Source organism: Peribacillus sp. NPDC096379, assembly GCF_044762875.1.
Classification (GTDB): Bacteria; Bacillota; Bacilli; order Bacillales; family DSM-1321; genus Peribacillus.
The window spans coordinates 1,002,397-1,028,932 of the sequence record NZ_JBIWFD010000001.1 but is presented as its reverse complement, the minus strand read 5'-3'; the positions used below and the strand labels follow the sequence as shown (position 1 = coordinate 1,028,932).

At 39.5% G+C, this 26,536-nt stretch carries 25 protein-coding genes and 1 other annotated feature; of the genes, 2 read left to right on the top strand and 23 right to left on the bottom strand.

Annotated elements, in window-relative coordinates; all coding sequences use genetic code 11:
- Positions 1-558: 558 nt before the first annotated feature.
- Positions 559-1,503, top strand: coding sequence for a 4-hydroxy-3-methylbut-2-enyl diphosphate reductase (locus ACIQZI_RS04850; protein ID WP_403070030.1), 945 nt, complete (start codon positions 559-561; stop codon positions 1,501-1,503).
- A 108-nt stretch (positions 1,504-1,611) separates the two neighbouring features.
- Here the strand turns inward: ACIQZI_RS04850 and ACIQZI_RS04845 are convergent, their stop codons facing one another.
- Positions 1,612-2,733 (bottom strand): Nif3-like dinuclear metal center hexameric protein, encoded by a 1,122-nt coding sequence (locus tag ACIQZI_RS04845; RefSeq protein WP_403070026.1) that lies wholly within the window; start codon positions 2,731-2,733, stop codon positions 1,612-1,614.
- Positions 2,730-3,440: a tRNA (adenine(22)-N(1))-methyltransferase gene (locus ACIQZI_RS04840; protein ID WP_062177935.1), complete on the bottom strand. Its 711-nt coding sequence runs from the start codon at positions 3,438-3,440 to the stop codon at positions 2,730-2,732. The genes ACIQZI_RS04845 and ACIQZI_RS04840 overlap by 4 nt, the downstream gene beginning before the upstream one ends.
- Positions 3,441-4,062: 622 nt before the next feature.
- Between ACIQZI_RS04840 and ACIQZI_RS04835 the strand changes: the two genes are divergently transcribed.
- A complete protein-coding gene (locus tag ACIQZI_RS04835) occupies positions 4,063-5,328 on the top strand; it encodes an Nramp family divalent metal transporter (protein WP_403070021.1) in 1,266 nt (421 codons plus the stop codon).
- 261 nt (positions 5,329-5,589) lie between these two features.
- On the opposite strand, the gene cccA is transcribed toward ACIQZI_RS04835, so the two are convergent.
- The 21 genes from cccA to floA all read right to left on the bottom strand — a co-directional run bounded on the left by cccA (position 5,590) and on the right by floA (position 26,518).
- Entirely contained in the window at positions 5,590-5,958 is a 369-nt protein-coding gene (cccA, locus tag ACIQZI_RS04830; RefSeq protein WP_062177929.1) for a cytochrome c550, read from the bottom strand.
- A 199-nt stretch (positions 5,959-6,157) separates the two neighbouring features.
- The gene (locus ACIQZI_RS04825) at positions 6,158-6,706 is read right to left on the bottom strand and encodes a hypothetical protein (RefSeq protein WP_403070018.1); all 549 of its coding nucleotides are present in this window, start codon (positions 6,704-6,706) and stop codon (positions 6,158-6,160) included.
- Between the two features lie 200 nt (positions 6,707-6,906).
- On the bottom strand, positions 6,907-8,040 hold the full coding sequence (gene rpoD / locus ACIQZI_RS04820) for an RNA polymerase sigma factor RpoD (RefSeq protein WP_062177924.1): 1,134 nt from the start codon (positions 8,038-8,040) through the stop codon (positions 6,907-6,909).
- Between the two features lie 38 nt (positions 8,041-8,078).
- Positions 8,079-9,887 (bottom strand): DNA primase, encoded by a 1,809-nt coding sequence (gene dnaG / locus ACIQZI_RS04815; RefSeq protein WP_062177921.1) that lies wholly within the window; start codon positions 9,885-9,887, stop codon positions 8,079-8,081.
- A 29-nt stretch (positions 9,888-9,916) separates the two neighbouring features.
- Complete coding sequence (locus tag ACIQZI_RS04810) at positions 9,917-10,420, bottom strand: YaiI/YqxD family protein (RefSeq protein ID WP_062177917.1); 504 nt, start codon at positions 10,418-10,420, stop codon at positions 9,917-9,919.
- A gap of 343 nt (positions 10,421-10,763) precedes the next feature.
- Entirely contained in the window at positions 10,764-11,570 is an 807-nt protein-coding gene (locus tag ACIQZI_RS04805) for a pyruvate, water dikinase regulatory protein (RefSeq protein WP_403070012.1), read from the bottom strand.
- A gap of 25 nt (positions 11,571-11,595) precedes the next feature.
- Positions 11,596-12,234 (bottom strand): transcriptional regulator CcpN, encoded by a 639-nt coding sequence (ccpN, locus tag ACIQZI_RS04800; protein WP_062177911.1) that lies wholly within the window; start codon positions 12,232-12,234, stop codon positions 11,596-11,598.
- 763 nt (positions 12,235-12,997) lie between these two features.
- On the bottom strand, positions 12,998-15,067 hold the full coding sequence (gene glyS / locus ACIQZI_RS04795; protein WP_403070008.1) for a glycine--tRNA ligase subunit beta: 2,070 nt from the start codon (positions 15,065-15,067) through the stop codon (positions 12,998-13,000).
- Between the two features lie 3 nt (positions 15,068-15,070).
- Positions 15,071-15,952: a glycine--tRNA ligase subunit alpha gene (glyQ, locus tag ACIQZI_RS04790; protein WP_403070006.1), complete on the bottom strand. Its 882-nt coding sequence runs from the start codon at positions 15,950-15,952 to the stop codon at positions 15,071-15,073.
- Between the two features lie 67 nt (positions 15,953-16,019).
- Positions 16,020-16,204: a binding site (T-box leader), on the bottom strand.
- A 50-nt stretch (positions 16,205-16,254) separates the two neighbouring features.
- The gene (recO, locus tag ACIQZI_RS04785) at positions 16,255-17,007 is read right to left on the bottom strand and encodes a DNA repair protein RecO (protein WP_062177902.1); all 753 of its coding nucleotides are present in this window, start codon (positions 17,005-17,007) and stop codon (positions 16,255-16,257) included.
- Between the two features lie 453 nt (positions 17,008-17,460).
- Positions 17,461-17,601, bottom strand: a complete 141-nt coding sequence (locus ACIQZI_RS04780; RefSeq protein WP_082674970.1) for a YqzL family protein — start codon at positions 17,599-17,601, stop codon at positions 17,461-17,463.
- A 97-nt stretch (positions 17,602-17,698) separates the two neighbouring features.
- Positions 17,699-18,628, bottom strand: coding sequence for a GTPase Era (era, locus tag ACIQZI_RS04775; protein ID WP_403070002.1), 930 nt, complete (start codon positions 18,626-18,628; stop codon positions 17,699-17,701).
- Positions 18,621-19,019 (bottom strand): cytidine deaminase, encoded by a 399-nt coding sequence (locus tag ACIQZI_RS04770; protein WP_062177897.1) that lies wholly within the window; start codon positions 19,017-19,019, stop codon positions 18,621-18,623. The genes era and ACIQZI_RS04770 overlap by 8 nt, the downstream gene beginning before the upstream one ends.
- A 174-nt stretch (positions 19,020-19,193) precedes the next feature.
- Complete coding sequence (locus tag ACIQZI_RS04765; protein ID WP_403069999.1) at positions 19,194-19,568, bottom strand: diacylglycerol kinase family protein; 375 nt, start codon at positions 19,566-19,568, stop codon at positions 19,194-19,196.
- Positions 19,549-20,022, bottom strand: a complete 474-nt coding sequence (ybeY, locus tag ACIQZI_RS04760; RefSeq protein WP_403069996.1) for an rRNA maturation RNase YbeY — start codon at positions 20,020-20,022, stop codon at positions 19,549-19,551. The genes ACIQZI_RS04765 and ybeY overlap by 20 nt, the downstream gene beginning before the upstream one ends.
- The gene (locus ACIQZI_RS04755; protein ID WP_403069993.1) at positions 20,019-22,178 is read right to left on the bottom strand and encodes an HD family phosphohydrolase; all 2,160 of its coding nucleotides are present in this window, start codon (positions 22,176-22,178) and stop codon (positions 20,019-20,021) included. The genes ybeY and ACIQZI_RS04755 overlap by 4 nt, the downstream gene beginning before the upstream one ends.
- Before the next feature lie 280 nt (positions 22,179-22,458).
- The gene (locus tag ACIQZI_RS04750) at positions 22,459-23,424 is read right to left on the bottom strand and encodes a PhoH family protein (RefSeq protein WP_062177885.1); all 966 of its coding nucleotides are present in this window, start codon (positions 23,422-23,424) and stop codon (positions 22,459-22,461) included.
- A gap of 3 nt (positions 23,425-23,427) precedes the next feature.
- Positions 23,428-24,615, bottom strand: a complete 1,188-nt coding sequence (gene yqfD / locus ACIQZI_RS04745; protein WP_403069988.1) for a sporulation protein YqfD — start codon at positions 24,613-24,615, stop codon at positions 23,428-23,430.
- A gap of 16 nt (positions 24,616-24,631) precedes the next feature.
- Entirely contained in the window at positions 24,632-24,916 is a 285-nt protein-coding gene (yqfC, locus tag ACIQZI_RS04740; RefSeq protein WP_028391848.1) for a sporulation protein YqfC, read from the bottom strand.
- Positions 24,917-24,992: 76 nt separating this feature from the next.
- Positions 24,993-25,442: a hypothetical protein gene (locus ACIQZI_RS04735; RefSeq protein WP_403069985.1), complete on the bottom strand. Its 450-nt coding sequence runs from the start codon at positions 25,440-25,442 to the stop codon at positions 24,993-24,995.
- 86 nt (positions 25,443-25,528) lie between these two features.
- Positions 25,529-26,518, bottom strand: coding sequence for a flotillin-like protein FloA (floA, locus tag ACIQZI_RS04730; protein ID WP_403069982.1), 990 nt, complete (start codon positions 26,516-26,518; stop codon positions 25,529-25,531).
- Positions 26,519-26,536: the final 18 nt, after the last annotated feature.

The following is a 26,536-nucleotide window of genomic DNA, read 5'->3' as shown; positions in this document are numbered from 1 at the left end:
CATTTCAAAAAGCAGGATAAAGTGAAACTTCAATCAGTGGGGGTTTTCTTTATCCCCACTGATTGTTAGTCTCGTTCTACTGTTGCTAAGATCTTCGCTTTCGCATCGGCAAGTTTCACTGTATCTCACCAATCGGGCTTTTACTTCAAAAAGTGAGGCGACTGCCCAGCCCCGACAAGCATAAGCTGTAATACGGCGTGGCGTAGTTTGCCACAGAGTATTACGACCTCAGACGGGCTAGGAGCCGCAACTAGATTGGGCAGTTCTTCCTCGGTTCCTCTAAAGCCTTGAGAAGGGGGGTCTTGACTTTCCGTTAATGCAGGATAAATAAAACCGAGAAGTTGGATGAGCAATCTCTCCCCTTCCCTTATGCTATTAATATGAGAGGCCTAAGCTTGCACAAATCATTCATGATTTTGGAGGCCATCCACAAGCTTTTCACCACTTTTTTTGATCACTCTCTTTTCACATACCAACATTCTTTGTAATATCTCGTAACCTCTTATATAATATATAGTGTATCCATGGATTTCTTTTTCCATATAAGGAGGAACCACATTGAAAGTAATTAAAATATCACCGCGCGGCTATTGCTATGGCGTTGTCGATGCTATGGTTATCGCTCGGAATGCGGCTTTAGATAAAACATTACCACGTCCAATTTATATACTAGGCATGATTGTTCATAATAAACATGTGACAGATGCTTTTGAAGCAGATGGAATCATTACGCTTGACGGAAATAATCGGAAGGAAATTCTTGAAAAAGTGGATGGCGGTACTGTTATTTTCACTGCCCATGGCGTCTCACCTGAAATTAGAAAATTAGCTTCAGAAAAAGGACTTGTAAGCATTGATGCGACTTGTCCAGATGTTACTGTTACTCACGATTTAATCCGGGAGAAAACGTCTGTTGGCTATCAAATTATTTATATCGGGAAAAAGAATCATCCAGAACCCGAGGGAGCTCTTGGCGTTGCACCAGATATGGTTCATTTGGTTGAATCGGTCGCAGATGTAGAGAAATTAATACTAAAAGACGATAAAATCATTGTTACGAACCAAACAACAATGAGCCAATGGGATGTTGTAGAAATTATGGAAAAAGTGAAAGAGAAATATCCACATTGTGAAGTACACAAAGAAATCTGCATGGCGACCCAAGTGCGTCAAGAAGCCGTTGCTAAGCAAGCTGGTGAAGCCGACGTGCTGATTGTTGTCGGAGACCCTAAAAGTAATAACTCCAATCGCCTTGCACAAGTATCCATTGAGATTGCTGACACACAAGCGTATCGAATCGCTGATCTGTCTGAGCTTCAGTTAGACTGGCTAAAGGATGCCAAAACAGTTGGAGTAACTTCAGGTGCATCCACTCCAACACCGATTACGAAAGAAGTCATTACATTTTTAGAGAATTACGATCCAGAAGATGAGTCCACTTGGGATACGACAAAGAAAGTACCATTAACGAAAATCTTGCCGAAAATCAAGCAAAAGTCTTAAGGTAATCGTCAAAGTAAAAGGGTCAGACCCCACATCTACTAATATCGTTTATTTGAAGAATAAGTGAGTCAATAAACGGTGTATAGTTTGTGAGGTCAGACCCTTTTTTTAGATAAATGTAAATGGATCCGTATGAATGGCAGAGGCGATGAATTCAACAGCAAGTCCTTTAGCATCACAGCGAGCAGCCATGACGTTCGCTACTCCCTTTTTCATGACCTTTTCCACGTTATGTCCTGGATCAATAATGTTCAATCCCATCGCTTTTGCATCGTGCGCGATATGATAATACATATCACCCGTTACATATACATCGGCACCTTTGAATAACGCTTGGGTGAAATACTTATTTCCATCTCCACCTAGAACTGCGACTTTTTTTACCAATGCCTGACGGTCTCCTACCATGCGGACCGTATCAACTTCGAGTGTTTTCTTCACATGACCCGCGAATTGCTCGAGTGTCATTTCTTCCTTTAATGTACCAACCCTACCGAGACCCAATACTTCCCCAATGTTTTCTAGCTCATATAGATCATAAGCAGGCTCTTCATAAGGATGAGCTTTAAACAAAGCCGAGAGAAGTTTTCGCTCAACGGTTTCAGGATAAATCGTTTCAATACGCACTTCAGCAACACTTTCGATGATTCCTTTTGAACCGATCGTCGGATTACTTCCCTCTTGCGGTAAAAATCTTCCTGTTCCTTCCATCGAAAACGAACAATCACTATAGTTGCCAATCGCACCTGCTCCAGCTTTTCCGATTGCTTCTCTCACTATATCCGCAGCATCAACTGGAACATACACAGCAAGTTTCTTCAACTTCACTTCATGTGTAGGAACAAGCACTTCAGTCTGTTGCAACTCTAATGCGTCGGCCAATAAATCATTCACGCCGCCTTTTGCGACATCCAAATTGGTATGTGCAGCATAGACTGCGATGTCATGCTTAATTAATTTTTCAATCACTTGACCACTTGTTTCCGTCAGATCAATTTTTTTCAATGGACGGAAAATGAATGGATGATGCGCAATGATAAGCTCAGCCCCAGCCTCGATTGCTTCATCAACCACTTCCGGTACTACATCAAGTGCCACCAATACTTTTGTTACAGGTCTTTTCAAACTGCCGATTTGGAGGCCAATCGGATCGTTTTCCATAGCTGCGTATCGCTTTGGTGAAAACTGTTCAAATAATTCAATGATTTGGTGGCCATTTGCCGTTTTCATATCCCTAATTCCTCCTCCACCTTTTGAATTTGATCCATCAATTCCTGACGCTTACTACTTGTTGCAGCATGCTGACTTTTTTCATCCATCTCTCTGATAATTCTTTGCCAATGTTCCTTTTCTAGCTGCCATTTTTTCAAAAATACTTCATGACGCTGTGCCATTAAAAATGGTCCAAAAAGCAGAGCGGATTCAGCATGATTTGCATAAGGCTTGGCAGGTATTCCTCGCTCGGCAATTAATATTTCATAAATTTTTCCATCTTCTTCAAGAATTTCTTCATTCACCAATTCCCAATCATTTTCAAGCAGCCAGTTACGGACAACATTTGAACCGACATTAGGCTGAAGAACAAGCCTTTTTACAGCACCAAGCTTATCTTTCCCATTTTCAAGAATAGACGAAATTAATATTCCACCCATCCCGGCAATCGTGATGCATGTCGCCTCATTAGGGACCAACACATCAAGGCCATTTCCTAATCGTACATCTATTTGATCTTCTAATTCCGTCTGTTCCACTTGTTTTTTTGCCGATTGAAAGGGTCCTTCGACAACTTCTCCCGCAATTGCTTTTACGGTGATCCCTTTCTGCACTGCATAACAAGGCAAATACGCATGATCTGATCCAATATCAGCCAACACGCTTCCTTTTGGTATATATGTAGCAACTCGCTCTAATCTCATCGATAGTTTTTCATGATTCATGTTATCATCTCTCTTTTCAATTTACGTCCAAGCTAGATTGGCATCGTACATAAATTATAACAAAAATTGATAAGAACTGCGATTATAAGAAAAGCTATCATCGATCCTTAATTACTTAAAATACGGATATCTGACGAGATAATCATTCTTTTAATATTGATGAAGAACGTTGTATTTTAAAAGGCTGTTCAAAAAGTCCGGTATAAATAGCTTCCGAATTTCTTCGTCGCGCATTTTTGGTCTTCCGTTAAAATCGTGCACATCCAGTGTAAGTCCGGTCCTCACTGCATACGTGCAAGGTTTGAGACGATCGCAGAACTTCTCAGCTCTTTTATCCCCCTTTTTGAACACGTACTTTAAGCATTAGGATTTTACTTTGTTTATCATGTAAGTATACCAATAAATTGAAACTTCCATTAGTGAGTTTTTATCCCCTACCTATCTTTTCTCGGTTCTCTAAACAAAAATTGAGGTGGGATATTACAGTCGGTTAAACCGGTATAAATGCTTCATTCATTTCTCTTTGACATTTTTAATAATTAGCGAATATAATTGTTACCATCAAATAAAGTTTCCTTAACGAAACTTTATCAGTTAGACGAAAAAGGAGGTTGCAAACATCATGGCTAATTCGAAGGGACTGTCAAAATCCGCTTCTCATTCATTACGAGGAGATGCTAAAGGAATGAAACGATTGTTGCCTTTTTTAGGCCCTGCTTTCATTGCAGCTGTCGCATATATTGATCCTGGAAATTATGCTACAAATATAGCAGCCGGTTCGAAATATGGATACACCTTACTATGGGTCATTTTCGCTTCTAATTTAATGGCTGCATTAATTCAAACGATGTCAGCTAAATTAGGAATCGCCACTGGGAAAAATCTCGCGGAGGTATCCCGGGAGCGATTTTCAAAAAAAACTTCCATCTTGTTATGGATACAAGCCGAAATTGTTATTATGGCTACTGACTTAGCTGAATTTATCGGTGCCGCTCTTGGCCTTTATTTACTCTTCGACCTTCCACTTATAACGTCTGCGATCATTGCCGCTATAGGATCATTTGCTATTTTAGAAATTCAAAGAAGAGGTGTCCGTACATTAGAAGCAGTTATTACAGGAATGATTTTTGTGGTTGTGATTGCATTTGGTATTCAAGTCTTTTTTGCACAACCTGATTCTTTCGCTGTTCTTTCAGGACTCTTTACACCTAAATTTGAAAATGTAGATAGCATTTTATTATCTGCTGGAATGCTTGGAGCTACTGTCATGCCACATGCTATTTATTTACATTCTGCTTTAACACAAAATAGAATTGTCGGCAAAAATGATATTGAGCGGAAAAAGATCTTTCGTTTCGAGTTTGTTGATGTCATGATTGCCATGCTTATTGCTGGCGCAATCAATGCTAGTATGTTAATTGTATCGGCGGCTCTTTTTCATAAAAATGGTTTATTCGTCGAGGATTTAGATGTGGCGTTTAATCAATTTAGCCTATTACTAGGTCCTTCTGTAGCGATATTTTTTGGAATTGGATTATTATCGGCAGGACTTTCAAGTTCTTCTATTGGTACAATGACGGGCGATGTCGTCATGCAGGGTTTTATCAAAAAGAGAATACCGATCTATTTAAGACGAATTATTACGATGATTCCGCCGTTAGCGATCATTATGATGGGGGTTAACCCGTCTAAAGCTCTTGTTATGAGCCAAGTGGTCCTTTCCTTTGGAATTGCGTTTGCTTTAGTGCCATTAATTATGTTTACGAGTAACCAAAAAATTATGGGTAATCTTACAAACCACCGAATAACGACGATTAGTGCTTGGTTTGTCGCTGTATTAATTATTTGTCTTAATTTATTCTTGTTGTATTCTACCTTATTTGGCTAATTTTAATTGTTACATGATTACACGAAACCATCAATGTCAAAAACTACTCCTAGTCAAAAGAGCAGATCCCAAAAGTTTTATTGGGATCTGCTCTTTTTCAATTTGGCGCATCATTAATTTTTTTCGTCTATGTTCTATTTACACGGAATTCGCTGTATGTGAGTTGGTTCATCCAAGTGAGTTCGTCAAAATTCTTGTCTTATGAGCAAATTCCTAAAAAAACAGCAGCATTCCTAATAGAAATGCTGCTACTCGCTTACATTATTTCAAACCGTGAATAAATTCTGCCATCGCATCTATATTGTCTGCTGGAATCAATCCGCCCGGCATTGCGCCTTTACCGTTCGTGATGATGTCTTTGACTTCATCCACTGATAAATGATCGGCTACGCCAGCTAATTTAGGACCCATTCCACCTTCATAGTTTCCTCCATGACAACCGATACAACTATTGGTTTTATACAGTTCCTCTGGTGAAGCAGCAACTTGCTCCCCTGCTTTTTCGCTACCGCCTTCTTTTTCCTCAGCGATGTTTTTCGCATCACCAAGCCCCTTGAAAGAAAGCATGAACATCAAGCCAATTCCAAATACCATAATAAGAATAAACGGAATAACTGGATTGCGTTTCATAGAATTACCTCCCTATGTATTACTATTCTGTTCATAATAAATAAATATACAAGCATCTTTAGTTTACTAGAAAAAAGAAATAAGGAAAAGACCTAAACACGAATAACTTATATAATTTCTTATTTAAGGCAAATTTATCCTGATTCTAATTAAAATATTTGTAAACTTCTAGAAAAATCCAATAGAATATTTTCTATTTTCAAAAAATACTGTATAATCTAGCTATGAAGTAAAGAATTACTGTTAATCCCAAAATTCCCGAAACTAGGAAATGAGGAAATTTCATCTTTTTACCTAAAACAAACCAAATCGCACAATTGACGAGTAAAAGTATATATAGGACGATTTCTTGTCCAGAAGCCATGTACTTAGCTGTTTGGATCGTCGCTAACAGTAAAACAACCATAGAACCAATGAGTGGAAACTGATAGTGGATATTTTTCTTATAAAATAATATGGTGCAGCTAATTAAGGATAAAAATAAAAAATAGGTCAGACCCATTTGCAAACCAACAGCAAATTGAGTAAAATAATTCAAAAATAGAGTAAAAAATAAAAGGAGTACTACGATGCCATACAGATAATTTGCTGTTTTTCTTGAAGGTGCCCTGGTTGAGTTGGTAAACTTCACTTCTTCACCGCCGCTGTAAAGCACGAGTAAATAATCACAATAGTGTTCTGGCAGTAATCTGTTCCTTTTCCAGTAAATAATTTCTTGGATAATAATTTTCTTTCGCGTTTCGTTCATATACGCACATCCTAAAGCAATCGTTTATTAACTATATCGGCAGATTAAATACACATATTAGCCCGAGCGCCAATATGTGTAAAAAACAAAATAAAGGCCAGACCTTCCATCTACTATATATCGTTTAGATGACACAATAAACGGTATAAATAGTGTTAGGTCAGACCCTAGGTTTTAGAAAGTTTACTTGATGGGATATCTTATTCTAAGAAGTCTTTCAAACGTTTGCTTCGGCTTGGGTGTCTTAGTTTTCGCAGTGCCTTAGCTTCGATTTGGCGAATACGTTCTCTCGTAACACCAAATACTTTGCCGACTTCTTCAAGTGTACGTGTACGGCCATCATCAAGACCAAAACGAAGACGAAGTACGTTTTCTTCACGGTCCGTGAGTGTATCAAGAACATCCTCAAGCTGTTCTTTCAATAACTCGTAAGCCGCATGCTCAGAAGGTGATGTCGCATCTTGGTCTTCAATGAAGTCGCCTAAGTGAGAATCATCTTCTTCGCCGATTGGCGTTTCTAGTGATACTGGCTCTTGTGCAATTTTCAAGATTTCACGAACTTTTTCAGGAGTCAGATCCATGTCTTCAGCAATTTCTTCAGGAGAAGGTTCGCGGCCAAGATCCTGAAGCAATTGTCTTTGAACACGAATTAACTTATTGATCGTCTCAACCATATGCACAGGAATTCGAATTGTACGTGCTTGGTCTGCAATCGCACGAGTAATGGCTTGGCGGATCCACCATGTGGCATACGTACTGAATTTGAATCCTTTACGATAATCAAACTTTTCAACGGCTTTAATTAGACCCATGTTTCCTTCTTGAATAAGATCTAAGAAGAGCATTCCTCGGCCTACATAACGTTTAGCAATACTTACTACTAGTCGAAGGTTCGCTTCAGCTAAACGGCGTTTTGCTTCTTCATCGCCTTCTTCGATACGTTCTGCAAGGGCAACTTCTTCTACGGCAGATAATAAATCCACTCGGCCGATTTCTTTCAAATACATGCGGACAGGGTCGTTAATTTTCACCCCAGGTGGTACACTTAAATCATTTAAATCAAATTCTTCTTCTTTTTGTAGTTCTTTTTCATTTGGGTCATCGTCATCTTCTTCCTCACCATCAGTAAGAATTTCGACACCATGCTCACCTAAAAATTCGTAGAACTCATCCATATGATCTGAATCCAGTTCAAAGCTTCCGAGTCGCGCTGCAATCTTCTCAAGGGACAATGACCCTTTCTTCTTCCCTAACTCAAGCAGTTGTTCTTTCACCTGATCTAAATTCAAATCATTATTGTCAACCTCTTTGGAACGTGCTGATTTTTCAGCCATCTGTTCCCCTCCTTCCAAGACTTACACAAGTCAACCAACTATAATAATTTTCGTAATTGAATAATTTCCATACCAATCTGTGCCGCTTTAAGATGGTCACTGCGGCGTTCTGCTTCTTTTCGTTCTGCTTCTTTTTCTTTTATCATTAACATCTTTTCATATTTCAACACTTGATTTAGATAATCTGTCAGTTCTTTGTCGGTAACTTCCTCATTCACTGACATCATTTCTATTTCAGAAACAATTCTTCTCAAGTTTTGATCAGGCAGGTATGTTAAGAAAAAACTCGCATCTGGCTCGTGCCCGTCTTCATAAAATGCATATAAATACGTAATGATCGCTTGATGTTCATCCACATGAAAAACGGTTGTTCCGAGCAGTGCTTGAATTTTTGCGGTCATTTCCCTACTTTTTAACATATGAGCAATCATCATTCGTTCAGCGTTATAATGAGCAGGCCTAAGCTTTCGCTCATATTGTAAAGAATTCATTTTGACAGGAGCAGGAGAGGCGACATTCCCTTTCTTTTTTTCAGAGAAAAAAACTTGCCTTTGCTGCTGCTCTAATGCATCCAATGATAGGGAGAATTCAGACGAGAGTTGACGCAAATAATGATCTCTTTCAACCGGATTTGCAAGCTTGGAAATCTCCTGTAATATATCTTCAATATATTGAATGCGATCTCCTTCATTATTTAAGTTTTTTCCTTTGCGAAGGAAAAGCATTTTAAAAGCCATATGTGTTAAACTGGCCCCTATTACTTCAGAATTAAAGCTTTTTTCGCCATATTTCTTTATGTAGTCATCGGGGTCAAGTTGATCAGGCATGACGGCTACCTTAACTTGAAATCCGCTTTGAAGAAGCATATTTAGTGACCTATTTGCTGCATTCATGCCAGCAGAGTCTGAATCATAACAAATCAAAACTTGGTCGGTATTCCGCTTTAGCATTTGAATATGCTGTTCAGTCAAAGAAGTACCCATTGTTGCGACCGATTGTTCAACGCCTGCACGGACAGCAGAAATGCAATCCGCAAAGCCTTCAAATATGACAACTTGGTCTTTCTTCCGAATATGTGGCCTTGCAGCATGAAAATTATACAAAATCTGACTTTTATTAAATACCGGTGTTTCGGGACTATTTAAATATTTCGGCTCATCCTGACCTAGAGCCCTCCCCGAAAACGCAACCGTATTGCTTTGATGATCCGTGATAGGAAACATGATTCGATTCCTAAAACGATCAAAGTAGGTGCCATCTCTTTCTCGCAAAATGGTTAAACCTGCTTTTTCTAAAAGCTCCGGCTCATATCCCCTTTTCGTGAGAAATTTATAAACAAAGTCCCATGAATCCAAAGAATAACCTATTTGGAATTTTTCAATAGCTTCTTCCGTAAATCCCCGTTGAAGTAAATATTCTAATGCGTCTTGTCCTTCTTTTGTATTAACAAGGAGATGATGATAGAATTTTTTCAAAAGATCATGTGCTTCAATAATCTGTTTAGATTCAACAGGCATTTGAGGACGGGATGATTCTTGGTTTATTTCGACATCTAATGGGATATTTCCTTTTTCGGCAATCTTTTTGGCGGCTTCGATAAAGCTATAGCCTTCGATATCCATTAAAAAGGTAAACACATTGCCGCCTGCCCCACAGCCAAAGCAATGAAAGATTTGCTTGTCTTGTGATACTGAAAAGGAAGGGGTGCTTTCACCATGAAACGGACAAAGGCCGAAATAATTTCGCCCTTGTTTTTTTAGCTGGACGTATTCGCCAATTAAATCGACGATATCCACAGCTTCTCGGATTTGATTTAATTTTTCATCTTCTATTCGGGCATTCGCCATATTTTCACCTTACATTTCGGTGATTGTTTTTAATTCGACATGGATTCGTTATTCCCTGCAAGTTTCGACAAAATTCCCATAAGTTTTTCAACATAGGCTTTTCTGTCTTCCTTCGTAAACGATTTAGGTCCTTTTGTATGCTTACCTTGCCTGCGAAGTTTTGCAGATTGATAACGCATATCAAGAAGAGACATAATTTTATCTTCTGTATATTCCTTTCCACGAGGAGAAAGTACATAAACTCGTTTAGCGAGCAGGGTTCCGGCTAATCCAATATCAGCAGTAATCACGATATCACCTTTTTTTACGGAATTTGCAATTTGAAGATCAGCTGCTTCTTTGTCTGCATCCACATAGATCCATTCACCTTCTGGATCGTTCATCATATTTTTATATGAAGCGACAAAAACAACCGAAACATCGAACATTTTTGCACAATGCAATGTTTCACTTTTTACAGGACACGCATCAGCATCTACATAAATCATTGGTTTTTCATTCACCATAAGTATTAATTCTACATCTTTCTGCATAATCCTTTTTTTCTCCTTCGATTCTTTGCCGAAAAGCATATCTGTCGAATTTTATCATGATGAAGTCCTTGACATTCTAATATTTATAGTCTATTCCGTATTAATTAATACTAAACCTAAAATTTTGTTTTTCTCACAACTTTTTATTATAGTACAATTGTTTAAAAGTTGCTACCATTTCAACTTAATTAGCTCGGAATCGCATGATTGAATTTTTTTTCGAATGGTTAAAATCTGATGTAGGGATAGTCTGTGCAAAATCTACTATGTATTTATTACTTTTTTTGAAAAAAAAATTCTCAAACCATAAAAAGGAGCCGCCATTTGATATAGCGGCAAATGTTTATTTGCGATTATTTATTATATTAATAATGGTGTTAGCTGTCTCTTCCACCGCTTTATTCGTCACATCAATGATTGGGCAATTCAATTTTGCAACGATGCTGTCAAAATTCTTAAGCTCTTCTTTAATCCGTTCTACATTGGCATAAATCGCGTGATCACCTAATCCAAGCGATTTTAAGCGTTCTTTACGAATCGTGTTCAGCTTTTCAGGACTGATTTTCAAACCAAAACATCGCTCTGGAGGAACGAGATACAACTCTTCCGGTGGATCAACTTCAGGAACAAGTGGCACATTCGCAACTTTAAACCGCTTAAGTGCTAGATATTGTGATAATGGTGTTTTGGATGTTCTTGAGACACCGACAAGGACAATATCTGCACGAAGAATGCCACGCGGATCACGTCCATCATCATACTTTACCGCAAATTCAATCGCTTCAACTCGTTTAAAGTAGTTATCATCAAGTTTGCGAACCAGCCCTGGTTCATTCCTAGGCGATGTTTCTGCTCTCTGCTGAAGCATGTCCATAAGCGGCCCAATGATATCATATGCTAATATGTTTTCCTTTTCAGCCTGTTCTTTCATATATGCTCGAATTTCCGGTTTAATGAGTGTATACGCAATGATTGCCTGATTTAATTTTGCAAGGGCAATGACTTCATCCACACCTTGTTCATCTTCAATATATGGAATTCGTTTTATTGAAAAATGATTAGCTGGAAACTGGCTGGCAGCTGCCTTTGTGACCAGTTCTGCTGTTTCACCGATTGAATCAGAAACTACAAAAATAATCGAACCTTTCATTTCAATCCATCCCCTCAGAAAGTCTCTAATAGCTTTCATCAGCTAAAGCAACAAATGCTTTGGCTATATTCGTTTTAGTGATTCGGCCTACCACTTCAAAACCACTTTCAACTTCTTTCACGATTGGTAAAGCATCAATCTGCTTGTCAATCAATTTCTTAGCGACGTCGATCATTAAATCTTCTTTTGTACACATCGTAATGTTGGGCATTCTTGTCATAATAATATTGACAGGGATCGTAGCCAATTCTTGTTTACCGATACTCGCCCTTAACAAGTCTTTACGCGAAAGAACGCCAACAAGCAACGCGTGCTTATCGACAACAAACATCGTTCCCACATCCTCAAGGAACATCGTTACAATGGCATCATATACCGAAATACTTTCATTTATAACGACTGGAATCGATTGATAATCTCTCACATAAATATTATTCAAACTATCGGTTAGGAGTTGTGTGCTCGATTTACCGGTATAAAAATAACCGACTCTTGGCCTTGCATCGAGAAATCCAGCCATTGTTAAAATAGCTAAATCTGGCCTTAGTGTAGCTCGAGTCAAATTGAGCCTATCCGCTATATGTTCCCCGGTAATCGGCCCATTTTCTTTTACAATTTCTACAATCAATTCTTGGCGTTTATTTAATTCGATTTTACTCACCACCCAACTGCTTAAGCAGAGAAACTTATTAGGCTATACTATTTATCATTATTATAACCTATTTAAATGAAAAGAGCACTGAAATCACTATGTAATAAGGTTTACACACCACAAGCTAGATTACTTTACCAGATCGGTTCCGTTCCCTTTTCCTTCATACAAAACTCCTATAGCGTTAAAACGCCACCATTTTCCATGAAGGATTAATCAAGTATCCCGCTGCACTCACCGCATACAATGGTGGCGGTGCGGAGCCGAAATTTTGAAGTGTTTTCTATAATAAAAGAAGTCTACCAGCTAAGAAGATTGGCTAGATTAGTAAGTCGCAAAGACCCGTCCCCATGCCCTTCATATAAAGAGCCAAAATGTCCTAGTACCATAAAGTGAAAATTCAATCAGTGGGGGTTTTCTTCATCCCCCACTGATTGTTAGTCCCTTTCTACTGTCGCTAAGATCTTCGCTATCGCTTCGATCAATCGACAGTACGAACCCGATTGGTTCAACTAAACCGCTGAAGATCACATCGGTAAGTTTCACTGTATCTCACCAATCGAGCTTTTACGGACAGTTATCCCCCACCTACGCTTCCTCGGTTCCTCTAAAGCCCTGAGGTGGTGGTTTACTGCCCGTTAAAGCGGGATAAACAAAGCAAAAGGGGTCAAACCCCACAACAACTGCATACAGTATAAGATAAGTGTACGAGACACTACATACTGATTTAGAGTGCGAGGTCAGACCCTTATAAGACATCCCCATCTTTTCGTTTTTATAAGGATAAAATTTTATTCACGCTGGCAAAGCTTTCTGCTAGTTCACTAATTTCTTTCATGAGTGACAAGCGATTTTCACGAATAGAGTCTTGCTCTGCCATGACCATTGTATGTTCAAAGTATTGCTCAATTTCCGGCTGAAGAGACACGAGTAAGTGGAAGCGAGTTTCCTCATCATCTGTTTCACTGTATTTCGTAGCAACTGTTTGATATTTTTCAAATAATGCTGCCTCTTCTTTGTTTTCAAATAACGTTGGATCGATCGTTTGTTTCTGCTCACATTTACTTGCGATATTCATTACCCGGCTTAACGCTTCGATATTCTTTTTAAATTCCGAGCTGTCTTTTTCTTTTTCAAGCACTAATGCCCGTTCTACTAGGGCTGATACGTTGCCAATTTCGTTGATTAGCAGTGCATCAATCAAGTCATAGCGAATGCCTTTTTCGGTTAATAAATGCTTCACACGTGCTTTAAAGAATTGTAACAGGTCCGCTGAAATTTCAGCGCTATCTCGTTTAGCAATTCCACGCGCTTCCATTTCATCTAGAGCGTATGTGAGTAATTTCTCTAGAGATATCGACCACTTTTTCTCTAATAAGATTTGAACAACGCCGCTAGCCTGCCTGCGTAATGCATATGGATCTTGGGAGCCTGTTGGAATGACGCCAATCGCAAAGAACGAAACGATTGTATCCATTTTTTCAGCGACACTTAAAACGGCTCCGATTGACGATGGCGGAACACTATCTTCTGCATGTCTAGGCATATAATGTTCATTAATTGCAGCTGCTACTTCTTTTGGCTCGCCTTTTAATAACGCATATTTCTCACCCATATAGCCTTGCAATTCGGGGAATTCGTAAACCATGTGACTCACTAGATCAAATTTGGCAATTTCCGCTGCACGTAAGGCAAGTTCTTTCTGATCGGAAAGTTCTACCTGATCGGCAAGTATGCCTGTGAGCTTCTGAACACGGGCCGTTTTTTCAGCCAATGTACCAATTTCTTCATGGTACACAATGGATTTTAACTTTTCTAACGCACTTGCAATCTCTTTTTTCTTATCTTCGCGATAGAAGAAATCCGCATCTGATAACCGAGCTCGCAAGACTTTTTCATTCCCTTTTGCCACATTGTCAAGATAGTCTGCATTTCCGTTACGTACGGTCACGAAATGGGGCAGCAACTTGCCGTCTTTACTTTTAACAGGGAAATAGCGTTGATGTTCTTTCATCGAAGTAATCAACACTTCTTGTGGAAGTTCCAAAAATTCTTCTTCAAAATTCCCGAATAAAGCAGTTGGATATTCCACTAAATTATTAACCTCTTCAAGTAAGTCTTGGTCAACAGGAATTTGCCAGCCATTCTCCACTTCAAGCTTATGAATTTGATCGAGAATCAACTGCTTCCGTTTTTTCGGATCAGCCATGACAAATTGTTGTTCAAGCGCTTTTTCATATTGATCAGGGGTGATGACTTCTACTGCTTCTCCTAGAAAACGATGCCCTTTTGTCATGCGACCTGTTTCTACTCCCGCAATCTCAAATGGGATTACTTCGCTACCGAACAAAGCAACCATCCATTTAACCGGGCGAACAAAGCGAAGATCCTGATCAGCCCAGCGCATATTTTTAGGAAATGAAAGGCTTGTGATGATCTCTTTCAATTCTGTTAATAATTGGAGAGTTGGCTGTCCTTTAATAAACTTATTTACATGAACATACTCCACGCCATTCATTTCTTTAAAATAAATGTCATCGACCGTCATTCCTTGACCTTTTGTAAAGCCAATCGCTGCCTTAGACCAGTTCCCTTCTGCATCTTGGGCAATTTTCTTGGCAGGGCCTTTTGCTTCTTCCTCAATATCGGCTTGAGCCGTTGCCACGTCTTGAATGTAAAATGCTAAACGACGGGGTGTTGAGAACACAGAGACCTCCCCAAAAGGAATTGCTTTTTTCGTTAACCATTTTTGTACTTTATCGGACAATTGTTCCATTGCCGCTGTGACAAATCGTGCTGGCACTTCTTCTAATCCAATTTCCACTAACAAATCTTGCTTATTCATGTTTTAGTTCTCTCCTTTCTCTTTTAAAATGGGGAAGCCTAATTTTTCACGCTCATCATAGAAAGTTTTTGCGATTTTACGAGCTAAATTTCGGCAGCGTGCAATATAACCTGTTCTTTCCGTTACAGAAATAGCCCCTTTTGCATCCAGCAAGTTAAACACATGCGAACATTTCAATACATAATCATAAGCTGGGTGTACGAGTCCTGCTTCCATTTGGGCGTGCGCTTCTTTTTCATACATCGTAAATAATTGGAAAAGCATTTCTAAGTTTGATGTTTCAAATGTATATTTGGAATGCTCATATTCTGGTTGACCATATATATCACGAACCGTAAAGCCATTTGTCCATTCAAGATCAAAGACATTTTCTTTTTCTTGAATATACGACGCCAACCGTTCAATTCCGTATGTGATTTCGACAGAAACCGGTTTACATTCTAATCCACCAACTTGTTGGAAGTAGGTAAATTGAGTAATTTCCATCCCGTTTAACCAAACTTCCCAGCCCAATCCGGCACAGCCTAGTGATGGATTTTCCCAGTTATCTTCTACAAATCGAATATCATGCTGAAGTGGATCAATTCCTAGTGCTTTTAAGGAATCTAAATACAACTCCTGGATATTATCTGGTGATGGTTTCATGATCACTTGAAATTGGTGATGCTGATAAAGACGGTTTGGATTCTCACCATAACGTCCATCTGCTGGGCGTCTTGATGGCTCAACATAAGCAACATTCCATGGCTCAGGTCCGATTGCCCGCAGGAATGTGTATGGACTCATCGTTCCAGCACCCTTCTCGACATCATATGCCTGCATTAAAATACATCCTTGCTCTGACCAATGCTTTTGCAGCGTTAAAATCATATTTTGGATATTCATACTGCGCCTCCATTACATATTATTTTTTCTAATGAAACACAAAAAACTCCCGTCTCTATGCCAGTAGCATAGGGACGAGAGTATACCCGCGGTTCCACCCTAATTGCCGCGTATATACACGGCCTCTTTTATCTGCAAATGCAGCTTATATGCTCCGAAACGCCTTCCTTGAAAGTCCATAGCCCGGCTCACACTATCCCAGGTTCGCTTATATGGAGAAAATCAAGTACTCCTTTTCTTCAACGCATTAAATTTGATTATGTTTTGAATTTTAACGAAGTGTTGCTCGGTTGTCAATCTTTCTAAAATAGATCTTTCATCGAATCCATCTGTTTTAAAAATTTCTTGGATTTTAAATGCAATCCAGAATATTCATCATAATAGGCGTCTATGATCGTCTGCAATTCTTTCTTCGTCTCTTGCTTAACAGAAATATTACCGAGACGAGATAAATCAAAATAATAAAATAAGCGCAACAATTTAACGGTCACAGGCGAAATTTTCATATGGTACTGATCTTTTCCGACACAGCGATGACAAAGAAATCCTCCTTCACGAATTGAAAAAGAGAATTCGCCTTCACTGTTACCGCAACTGGCACATTGACTAAGTGTAGGACTTAGCCCATTCACCTGTAACATCTTCATTTCGAAGATGAACTTGAGAATTTCAGCATCATAGCCTTCATTTATGTAATGGAGCGATTGATAAAGCAACTCAAACAGAAATGGATTTGCCTTCCGATCATCAACGCTCTTATCTAACAATTCCACCATATAAGATGCATACGCTGTTGCGAAAATATCTTCCCTTATCGAGCGCATCGAATCAATTGTTTCACCTTGCTGAAGGCTCCCGAGACCGCTCGAAGGAGTGAAGACAAAATACCCGTAATAAAAGAGCTGTGTGACGGCAGCAAGTCTGTTATTAGGCTTTTTGGCGCCTCTTGCCATCACGCCTATCTTACCGAATTCCCGCGTGTATAGGGTAATAATTTTATTATTCTCGCCATAATCTGTCCGCCGTATAACAATACCTTCACATTTTTGTATCAAGCAAAGATCCACCACCTTTCATTCCAAAGCTGTATGTCGTTAAACGCCACCATTTACCACATATAGCACGCTACACCCACCTAATCACAATGATGGCGGTTCGGAGCCTGAATTTTGGATGTTTTCTTGATAAAATAAGTATACCTGTTAGGCCGATTGGCTATATGAATAAGTCGCGAAGCCCCGCCCTATGCCCTATATATAAAAACGCCACGAGCTACTTTAAAGGAAAGCTTTATCATACAAAGATACTAATACAAATAAGGTAACGGAGCATAGTCAGAATTTATCGATTCCCACTCAATATCTAGTTTACCTTGCAATTTGCTTGGTCACAATCTTTAAGTTAACGAATCTCCGGCACCTTCCAAAAAAGCACAAAGAACGCCTGACTCCCTCGAGCCACGGCGCCTTTAACTATTAATCGTGCATATTTAGAAATCAAGACAAACGTCAGGTAACAGGAAAATCAATTTCAGCTATCTCTTCGTCATTCTCGGCTCGACCGCGTTTTTCCACCTCTAATTCTTTAAAAAGAAGATAGGTATCAATATTACCGGTTTGACTAAACATTCCCCAGGTAAATTCTAACATCGTAAAGCCCACCTTTCGTGAGTAGCATGATACTTTTTTCTGACCTATTCATATCTTGACCCTTCAATCCATTTTCATAAGACGTAAATTTTGCTAATTAATATTCATCCTCGTTAAATCCATAATCACGCAGTTGGGACATTTTATTGCGCCAGTCTTTTTGAACTTTCACCCATAATTCTAGGAACACTTTGGAACCTAATAGGTTTTCAATGTCGACGCGCGCACGACTGCCGACTTCTTTCAGCATTTTCCCTTGCTTACCAATGACGATCCCTTTTTGTGAGTCTCGTTCAACTACAATCGTCGCCATAACATTAATCGTTTCACTATTATCCATTTTCTTGATTGAATCAATGACAACGGCAACTGAATGCGGGATTTCCTCGCGTGTTAAGTGAAGAACTTTTTCTCGAATTAATTCAGAAATGATGAAACGCTCAGGATGATCCGTCACTTGATCTGCTGGATAAAATTGCGGACCTTCTGGCAGATGTTTCTTAATCTGTCCGAGTAATGTTTCGACATTATTTCCTTCAAGTGCAGAAATTGGTACAATGGCTGTGAATGGGTATAGCGCTTGATATTTTTCAATCAGCGGGAACAGCTCATCCGGATGCAATTGATCGATTTTGTTTACAACTAGGAAAACCGGCGTTTTAACATTTTGCAATTTCTCAATAATAAATTCATCGCCGCGTCCGTATCCTTCAACAGCATTAATCATGAAGAGAATTAAGTCAACTTCCTTCAGCGTATTCGTTGCAACTTTCATCATAAAATCGCCTAACTTATGCTTCGGCTTATGAATGCCAGGTGTATCGATAAAAATCATTTGTGAATCATTTTGCGTCAGGACGCCTTGAACTTTGTTTCTTGTTGTTTGCGGTTTATCACTCATAATAGCAATCTTTTGCCCGATGACTCGATTCAAGAAGGTGCTTTTCCCGACATTTGGTCGACCAATAATCGAAATAAATCCTGACTTGTATCCTTTTTCTTGTGTATCTTCAAATAATTTATCCATTCAAATCCTCCGGTAAAAATGCTCCTGGCAGCAATTCTTCTACTGTTAATTCTTGTATATCCCCATTTAAATTCGTTAAAACCACTTTCATATCTCTCGGACATAATTCAGCAATTACTTGTCTGCATGCCCCGCATGGTGGTACAGGTCTTTTCGTATCAGCCACAACAGCAATCGCAGCAAATTTCGTATCGCCTTCAGAAACTGCTTTAAAAATAGCTGTACGTTCGGCGCAGTTAGTCATGGAGTAAGCAGCATTTTCAATATTACAACCATGGTACACTTTGCCATCCGCTGTCAGCAATGCCGCACCCACATTAAATTTGGAATACGGTGTATACGCTTTGTCTCTCGCAATTTTTGCTTCAGAGATCAGTTGAGATGTTTTCATTTATTGTCTTCCTTTCAGAATTGAGGTCATTTAGTTCGTTAACAGCTACATAAAGTGAAACTACGAACCCGATTAGTTCACCAATCGGGCTTTTACGGGCAAGTTACCCCACCTACGCTTCGATCCCTCTAAGTCTTGTGGTGGGGTTCTTACTGCCCTAAATCAGCTCGGTTTTCAAGCTACTATTTTCGGCAAAAAAATGATGATTCCTATAATGACAGAGAATATAGCATATATCAAAACGGCGCCTGCTGCAAAATCTTTTGCTTCTTTTGCCAAGGGATGGATTTGATCTGTAGCCAAATCCACAGCCCTTTCAATGCTTGAGTTCACCATTTCTAGCGTAATCGTACCAGAGATCGCAAGCATAATGAAGAGCCATTCGATTCCTGACAGAGAAAAGTAAAAACCAAATCCGATCACGAGTAGTGCAATAACCACATGAATCTTCATATTACGTTCTGATTTAACTGCTGAAATGATGCCGCTAAAGGCGTAACCAAAGCTCTTAACTAATGACGACTTTGGCTTAGTCTCTTTTAAGCCCATATGCTTCTAGAATGTCCGTTTGACGCGAGAACATTTCCTTTTCATCGGCTTCGTTCATATGATCATAGCCTAACAAATGCAAAAAGCCATGCAACGCAAGAAATCCAAGCTCCCTGTCGAAAGAATGACCATACTCCAAAGCTTGCTCTTTTGTTTTTTCAATCGAGATGATAATATCCCCTAGCACTCTTGGTAGATGATCACCGACGATTGCTACTTCATCTTCACCCATTTCTTCAAGTGCAAAGGAAATCACGTCTGTAGCGTAATCTTTATTGCGATATTCTAAGTTGATTTCACGAATCCGTTCATTACTTACAAATGTAACAGATAATTCGCTGCCTACTTCAATTCCTTCTTTACTTGCAGCAAATTGAATCACTTTCCCAACAAGTTCAACGGCCGCTTTGCTCACTTCATTTGTCTCATCCAAAAAATCGATATCTATCGTCATATATTCACCTTCTGTTCCGTTTTATTCATTTCGGGATATTCTATTCTTGAGTGAAAGATGCCGTGTAAGGACTCACAAAGCGCCTCTCTTACTACATGCAATTCACGCATCGTTATATCGCATTCATCAAATTGATTGTCATTCAAACGATCAGAAATGATCGCACGAACGAGCGCTTCTATTTTCTCTTGTGTTGGATGATTCATCGATCTAACTGCAGCCTCGACACTATCCGCAATGCCGATGATGGCAACCTCTTTAGTTTGCGGCTTTGGCCCTGGATAACGATAGCTTTCCTCAAGTGTTGTTTCATCTTCCTTCAAAACCTTATGGTAAAAAAATTTCAGTAGTGTCGTCCCATGATGCTGTTCGGCGATATCAACAATTCCCTGTGGAAACTTATGCTTCCTAAGCATGGCTGCTCCATCTACAGCATGGGCAATAATGATATCCTTACTCGTTTCAGGTGGTAGTCTGTCATGTGGGTTCTCACTATTCATTTGATTTTCTATGAAAAAATGCGGCCGTTTCGTTTTCCCAATATCATGATAATAACAGCCTACTCTCGCAAGCAACCCATTCGCTCCAATCGCTTCACAAGCCGACTCTGCCAGATTTGCAACCATCACACTATGATGATAGGTACCTGGTGCTTCCGTCAATATTTTCCGGATCAGAGGATGATTTGGATTAGCAAGTTCAAGTAATTTAATGGACGATAAAATGCCAAATCCTGCTTCAAAGAATGGTAGTAAACCAATTGTTAACACAGCTGATCCTAACGCAGATACGATGGCCGCAAACGAATAAACCATAAACTCCATCTTCGTATAGTTTCCATTCGTAATAGACGTAATAGCAAACACGAGCAAAATATTAATCACTGACGATACAAGCCCTGCCTGTAAAATTTTCATTTGAAAGTTTTTTCGAGACATGATTATGATTGCGGCAATGCCACTAAATAATATGTATAACCCAATTGTATAGTTAAGATTACCAGGTGTCTCCGCATTAAAAATAATCGAGCCAAATGCACCTAGAATAATCATAATCGCCGCAGCAAATCGCTCATTCAGCAAGATTTTTAATAACATGGCCGCTAGTGCAGCCGGAAAAAAATACCCAATTTCGCCGTATTTAAGATCGCCCAGCAAACTGAATATTTTCATCATCCCGATACTTAAAATAAACACGAGGGCAAAAATCAACATTTGATTGGTTTTGCTTATCTCAAGATCATTGGAATGATAAAAGTAATAATAAAACCCTGCTAAAGAAATGAACACAAAGAGAACCAATCCAGCAAACGGGTAAATCGTATTTTCATTATTAAGAAAACCGGCTAGTTCAAGTTGTCGATAGACTTCACGATCTACAAGTTGTCCTTCTTCAACAATGATTTGTCCTTGCAAAATTTTTACAGGTTCAACCGTTTCTACTGCTTTTCTCCTTTGATCATCAGTCTTCTCTCGATCAAAGAAATAATTCTGGATGATTGCATTTCGTGCCAAAGAAACGGAAGCAGACTTTAACTCTGAACTAATACTAGCATACCTCAGCTCTTCTTCTGCCCTTTTCTTCGCGTTTTCAACATCATTAGCGGCAATTTTTGCGCTCATGACATTATTAACAGCAGTGATTGTCAAGTCCTTCGTAATGTTCAGTTCATCTTCGTCAGCATTGACAAGTGATGTCAGCACAGTATCACCAATTTCTCGACTTACATCTTCTGTCAATTTTTCCTTAAGTAAGGATAGTTGATCTTCTGCTGAAACGGGAATAATTTTTCCATTTTCATCTTTTCTGATTGTTTCTTCTGCTTCTTTCTTCACTTCCAAAGCAGAATCGAAAATCGATGATATTAAATCTACTTTATTTTGGGCATATTCTTTTTTTAGCGTGTACACATCTGATACTTGCTTTGTTGCTTCTTCTTTATCCTGTTCGGTTTTATACGTATCCTCAACGGTTTTCGTGGCTCGGATCGTTTGCTCAGAAGGCTGAAACAATTGGATATTAATTTTCTCTGGTTTTACATTTGAAAACATAATAAAGCAGCTATACACACCTAGTAGCACAAACAGTATAACCCGGATAAATCTATTTCCCAATAGTTCTCTTAATTTACGCACATATTCTTGAACTAGTCTCAAAAATCGCCCCTCCTATTTTGTTTCGCATCATATTATGTATACATAAGAATTGGCATTCGTCTATTATGTAAAATCATAACAGTTTTCAATCAGCATTTCACCCTCTTCTCATAGTTTACAGAAGAATATTCATCTTTTTTCCTTTTTACCAGTATCGGTTATTGAACAAGCCTTAAACTCCTTTTTATAAAACTTATCACGAAAAAGGGGCAGACCTCATATCTCCTATACACTGTAAATCGTGTATAAAGTACGAGTTCTAACCCCTTATGTAACATCTTTATTTATCTTCTACCGTATCGTAGGCGGAGATAATTTTCGCAACTAGCGGATGACGGACTACGTCACTCTGCTCAAGATATATGAAGGAAAGACCTTTCACTTCCTTTAATATCCCTTCTACTGCAATTAAACCGGACTTCATTCCTTTTGGAAGATCAATCTGTGTTCTGTCCCCCGTTATGACCATTTTCGACCCAAAGCCAAGTCTGGTTAAGAACATTTTCATTTGTGCTTGAGTCGTGTTTTGGGCTTCATCAAGGATGACAAATGCATCATCTAAGGTTCTACCCCTCATATAGGCAAGCGGGGCAATTTCGATCGTACCACGTTCCATCATCCTTTGCGTCTGTTCCATGCCAAGCATATCGTGGAGAGCATCATACAACGGTCTTAAGTAAGGGTCGACCTTTTCCTTCAAGTCACCAGGAAGAAAACCTAAGCTTTCTCCAGCTTCAACAGCAGGACGAGTTAAAACAATTCGCTTGACCTGACCGTTTTTCAATGCATTGATGGCCATCACAACGGCTAAGTATGTTTTACCAGTACCTGCTGGACCAATACCAAACACAAGATCATGCTTCTTAATTGAATGGATGTAATGGCGCTGTCCAAGCGTTTTGACACGGATCGATTTACCTTTCGCATTTTTGCCAATTTCTTCTTCGTATAAATCGGCAAAGTACTCCAGTGTTCCTTTTTTTGCAAGCTCAAGGGCATAAATCACATCTCGTCCACTTATATTGATGCCTTTACGAATTATGGTAAGAAGAGATCGTAGAATGTCCTCACAAAGAGCTGCACGATCTAGTTCGCCCGCAATCGTAATGCCTTCTCCACGTGTAATTACAGAAACCTGCAATTCTTCTTCAAGCATCTTAATATGTACATCCCCATTACCAAGCAGCGCTTGCGCTTCATGGGGAGATTCAAGCCTTACGTTAATTGCTTTGATATCTTCTGACATTCGCTAGTCTCCTTGAATAATTGGTTGCCCAATCGCAATGTTTTCGATAACCTGATAATGTATTGATAGTATAACTTTACCATTTCCGATGCTTTCACGCAAAATTTTTTCACCTATAATCTCCGCATCCTCTGGAAGTTCTTTTTCTAAGCTCACCTTTGCCATTTTTTTCGCTTCTTTCACCGCTTCATTCTTCGTATATTCCCGAACTAAATCTTCTTTGCTTCTTAATGTTTGCGTTTTATAGGAAATCGGCAATTTCCATTGTAAAAAAAAGAAAGGCTTGGATGATGTTTCTGTTACGTATTCTGGATAATCTGGATTCTTAAATCCCCAAAATGGAATAGACAGACTACCGACGGCTATAGAGTGTCTAGTTGATTCATCGCCATTAAAAACAGAAAAATTCGTTTTGAGAGGTACTTCAACCGTTGCCTTATACCATGTTTCGCCCATAATCTTGCCAATCGCCGGTACCATTTGCTGCTTATCCTCTTTACCAATTAAACCTGATACAAGCAGCTGCCCTTTTGTAACATAATCATTGATATTAACGATGGGCTTGCCTTTTTCAACGAGCATTTTCTTGATAACGGCTTTTTTCTTAGCGACAAGATGTTGTGGAGAATATGTTTTCACTTCTTCAGGTGTCTCTTTTTCAACAACTTGGAAGTGATAGGTTGTACCTTTTAAATCTACACCTACCCACGTTAATACGTCAATTTTATCTCCTAACTGCTTTTGGATCTCATCCACATCAAGCAACAAGAATTGAAGCTTGCCTTTTTTTATCCCCATCTTATCTAATTCTTTTCGAATCGCATGCTCGGTATCTGGGCTTGCTTCATGGACTTTGATTCCCCAGACCATATTAGACAGTACGAAAATCGTAATCAGAAAAGCCAAAAAGCCGATGACGAAGCCGCTATTTTTGATTAGCCTTTTAATTAAGAACGGACCACCACTTCCTTTTACAAAGGTAACTTTACACTCATTTTTCCGAACGGCTTTCCGCAGATTCGAAATTTCCTGCACATCCATACAAAAGACAAGAATACCAGGAGCCGTTCTCCTGATATCCCATACGGAAACCCCTTGTCTAATCAGTTCATTTATTAACCGCTCCGTTCCTTTCCCACTCGCCTTGACCTCTACAAACCCTGTGTACAAGTTTGTCCATTGATTCTTCATGGTTCTCCTCCCAAGCTTACTCGTTTATATAAGAAACCTGATCGATTTTACCTTCTAGCATGATTTCTTCGGGCAAAATCGTTTTGATTACAAATGAACGTCCTTTAACGAGTAGCTGCCCATTTTTTAAAAGAAGCCGGACTTCTGTATCTGTAAAGTTCAGTAAGCCTCTATGATTTTCAATATAAATATGTAATTGACCAATCATTGTGATTCTTGGCAGGTCCATCATGACATCTTGCGGCAGATCCATAGTTTTAACAAGAAGTCTTCTAAATCGCTGCCCCCATTTTTGTGCCATAAAAAAGAACCCCCTTTCATCTCAATGTATGAAATGAATGGGGGTTCTAGCACCATTATTTTACGCTCATGTATTCTTACATTCGACGACCCGAACGTCGTCTATTCTTGGCTCTTGGAAGGCCAAGAACTTCAGCCATGATAATGCCATCTAGTACTTTTTGCTGATTGATTTCAAAGGTGGTTTGATAAACTGGACTGTTATGATCAGAAATCTCGTTCCCCACAGCTGAAATGCTTTTAGGTTGCGTTTTACGCGTACGTTCAGCTGCCTGCTGTTGCAGTTCTTGCTCCTTCGCCCATACTTCTGCTGCTGGTTTTGCTTCGGGTTCGATTTCAAGAGCAGCAGGAACCGGGGGCTCCATCGCCTTCTTTGCTTCCTCATAAAATTGGCGAATCGTTTTCGTAGGCTCATGCCTAGGTCGACTTTGTTCACGCACCGGTTTCTGGTTAATAGGCGTAGTAGGTGTCCCGGTACGCTTGGGTTCACTCTGCTGTTCCTTCTTCTTTTTAAACATACTGGACACAATCCCAATAATAATGGCGATGATCCAGATGTTGCCGAAGATTAAATCAAAGAGGGATTCCATATTAATCCTCCCTTCCTAATGTCTTACTTGTCATGATCCTTTGGGGCGTTAGACATTTTTCCAATGGAGCCACGCATGCCTGTGTCCGCTTCAATGTTTCGGATGTTCATGTAATCCATGACACCAAGATTGCCTGATTTCAAGGCGTCAGCCATTGCCAATGGAACCTCAGCTTCTGCTTCCACAACCTTCGCTCTCATTTCCTGTACGCGAGCGACCATTTCTTGCTCTTCAGCGACAGCCATCGCACGGCGTTCTTCCGCTTTTGCTTGCGCGATTTTCTTATCTGCTTCCGCTTGATCCGTTTGCAAAATCGCACCAATGTTTTTCCCGATATCCACATCCATAATATCAATCGAGAGGATTTCAAACGCAGTACCAGCATCTAAGCCTTTTGATAAAACAGTACGAGAAATCAAATCAGGATTTTCAAGTACATCTGTATGACTTTTTGAGCTACCAATTGTTGCAACAATCCCTTCACCAACACGGGCGATGATTGTTTCTTCACCAGCGCCCCCGACAAGGCGTTCAATATTGGCACGCACGGTAATTCTTGCTTTTGCTTTTACTTCAATCCCGTTGATTGCCACACCCGCAATATAAGGAGTTTCAATAACCTTAGGATTTACACTCATTTGAACCGCTTCTAATACATCACGGCCAGCTAGGTCAATCGCCGCACCTCTTTCAAAAGGAAGAGTGATGTTCGCTCGTTCAGCAGCGATTAACGCATTCACGACACGGTCCACATTCCCTCCAGCTAAGTAATGACTTTCCAATTGGTTAGTCCCTACACCTATTCCAGCTTTATGTGCTTTAATAAGCGGATTGACAACTCGGCTTGGAATTACTCGACGTAATCTCATTCCAATCAATGTAAATATGCTGACCCTTACCCCAGCAGCTAACGCTGAAATCCAAAGTGTAACAGGTACAAATGTAAAAAATACCGACAGTACGATAATAATTGCTATCGCAGCCAAAATAATAAAGATAATATTTGCGTCCAAATCATTCATCCTTTCAAA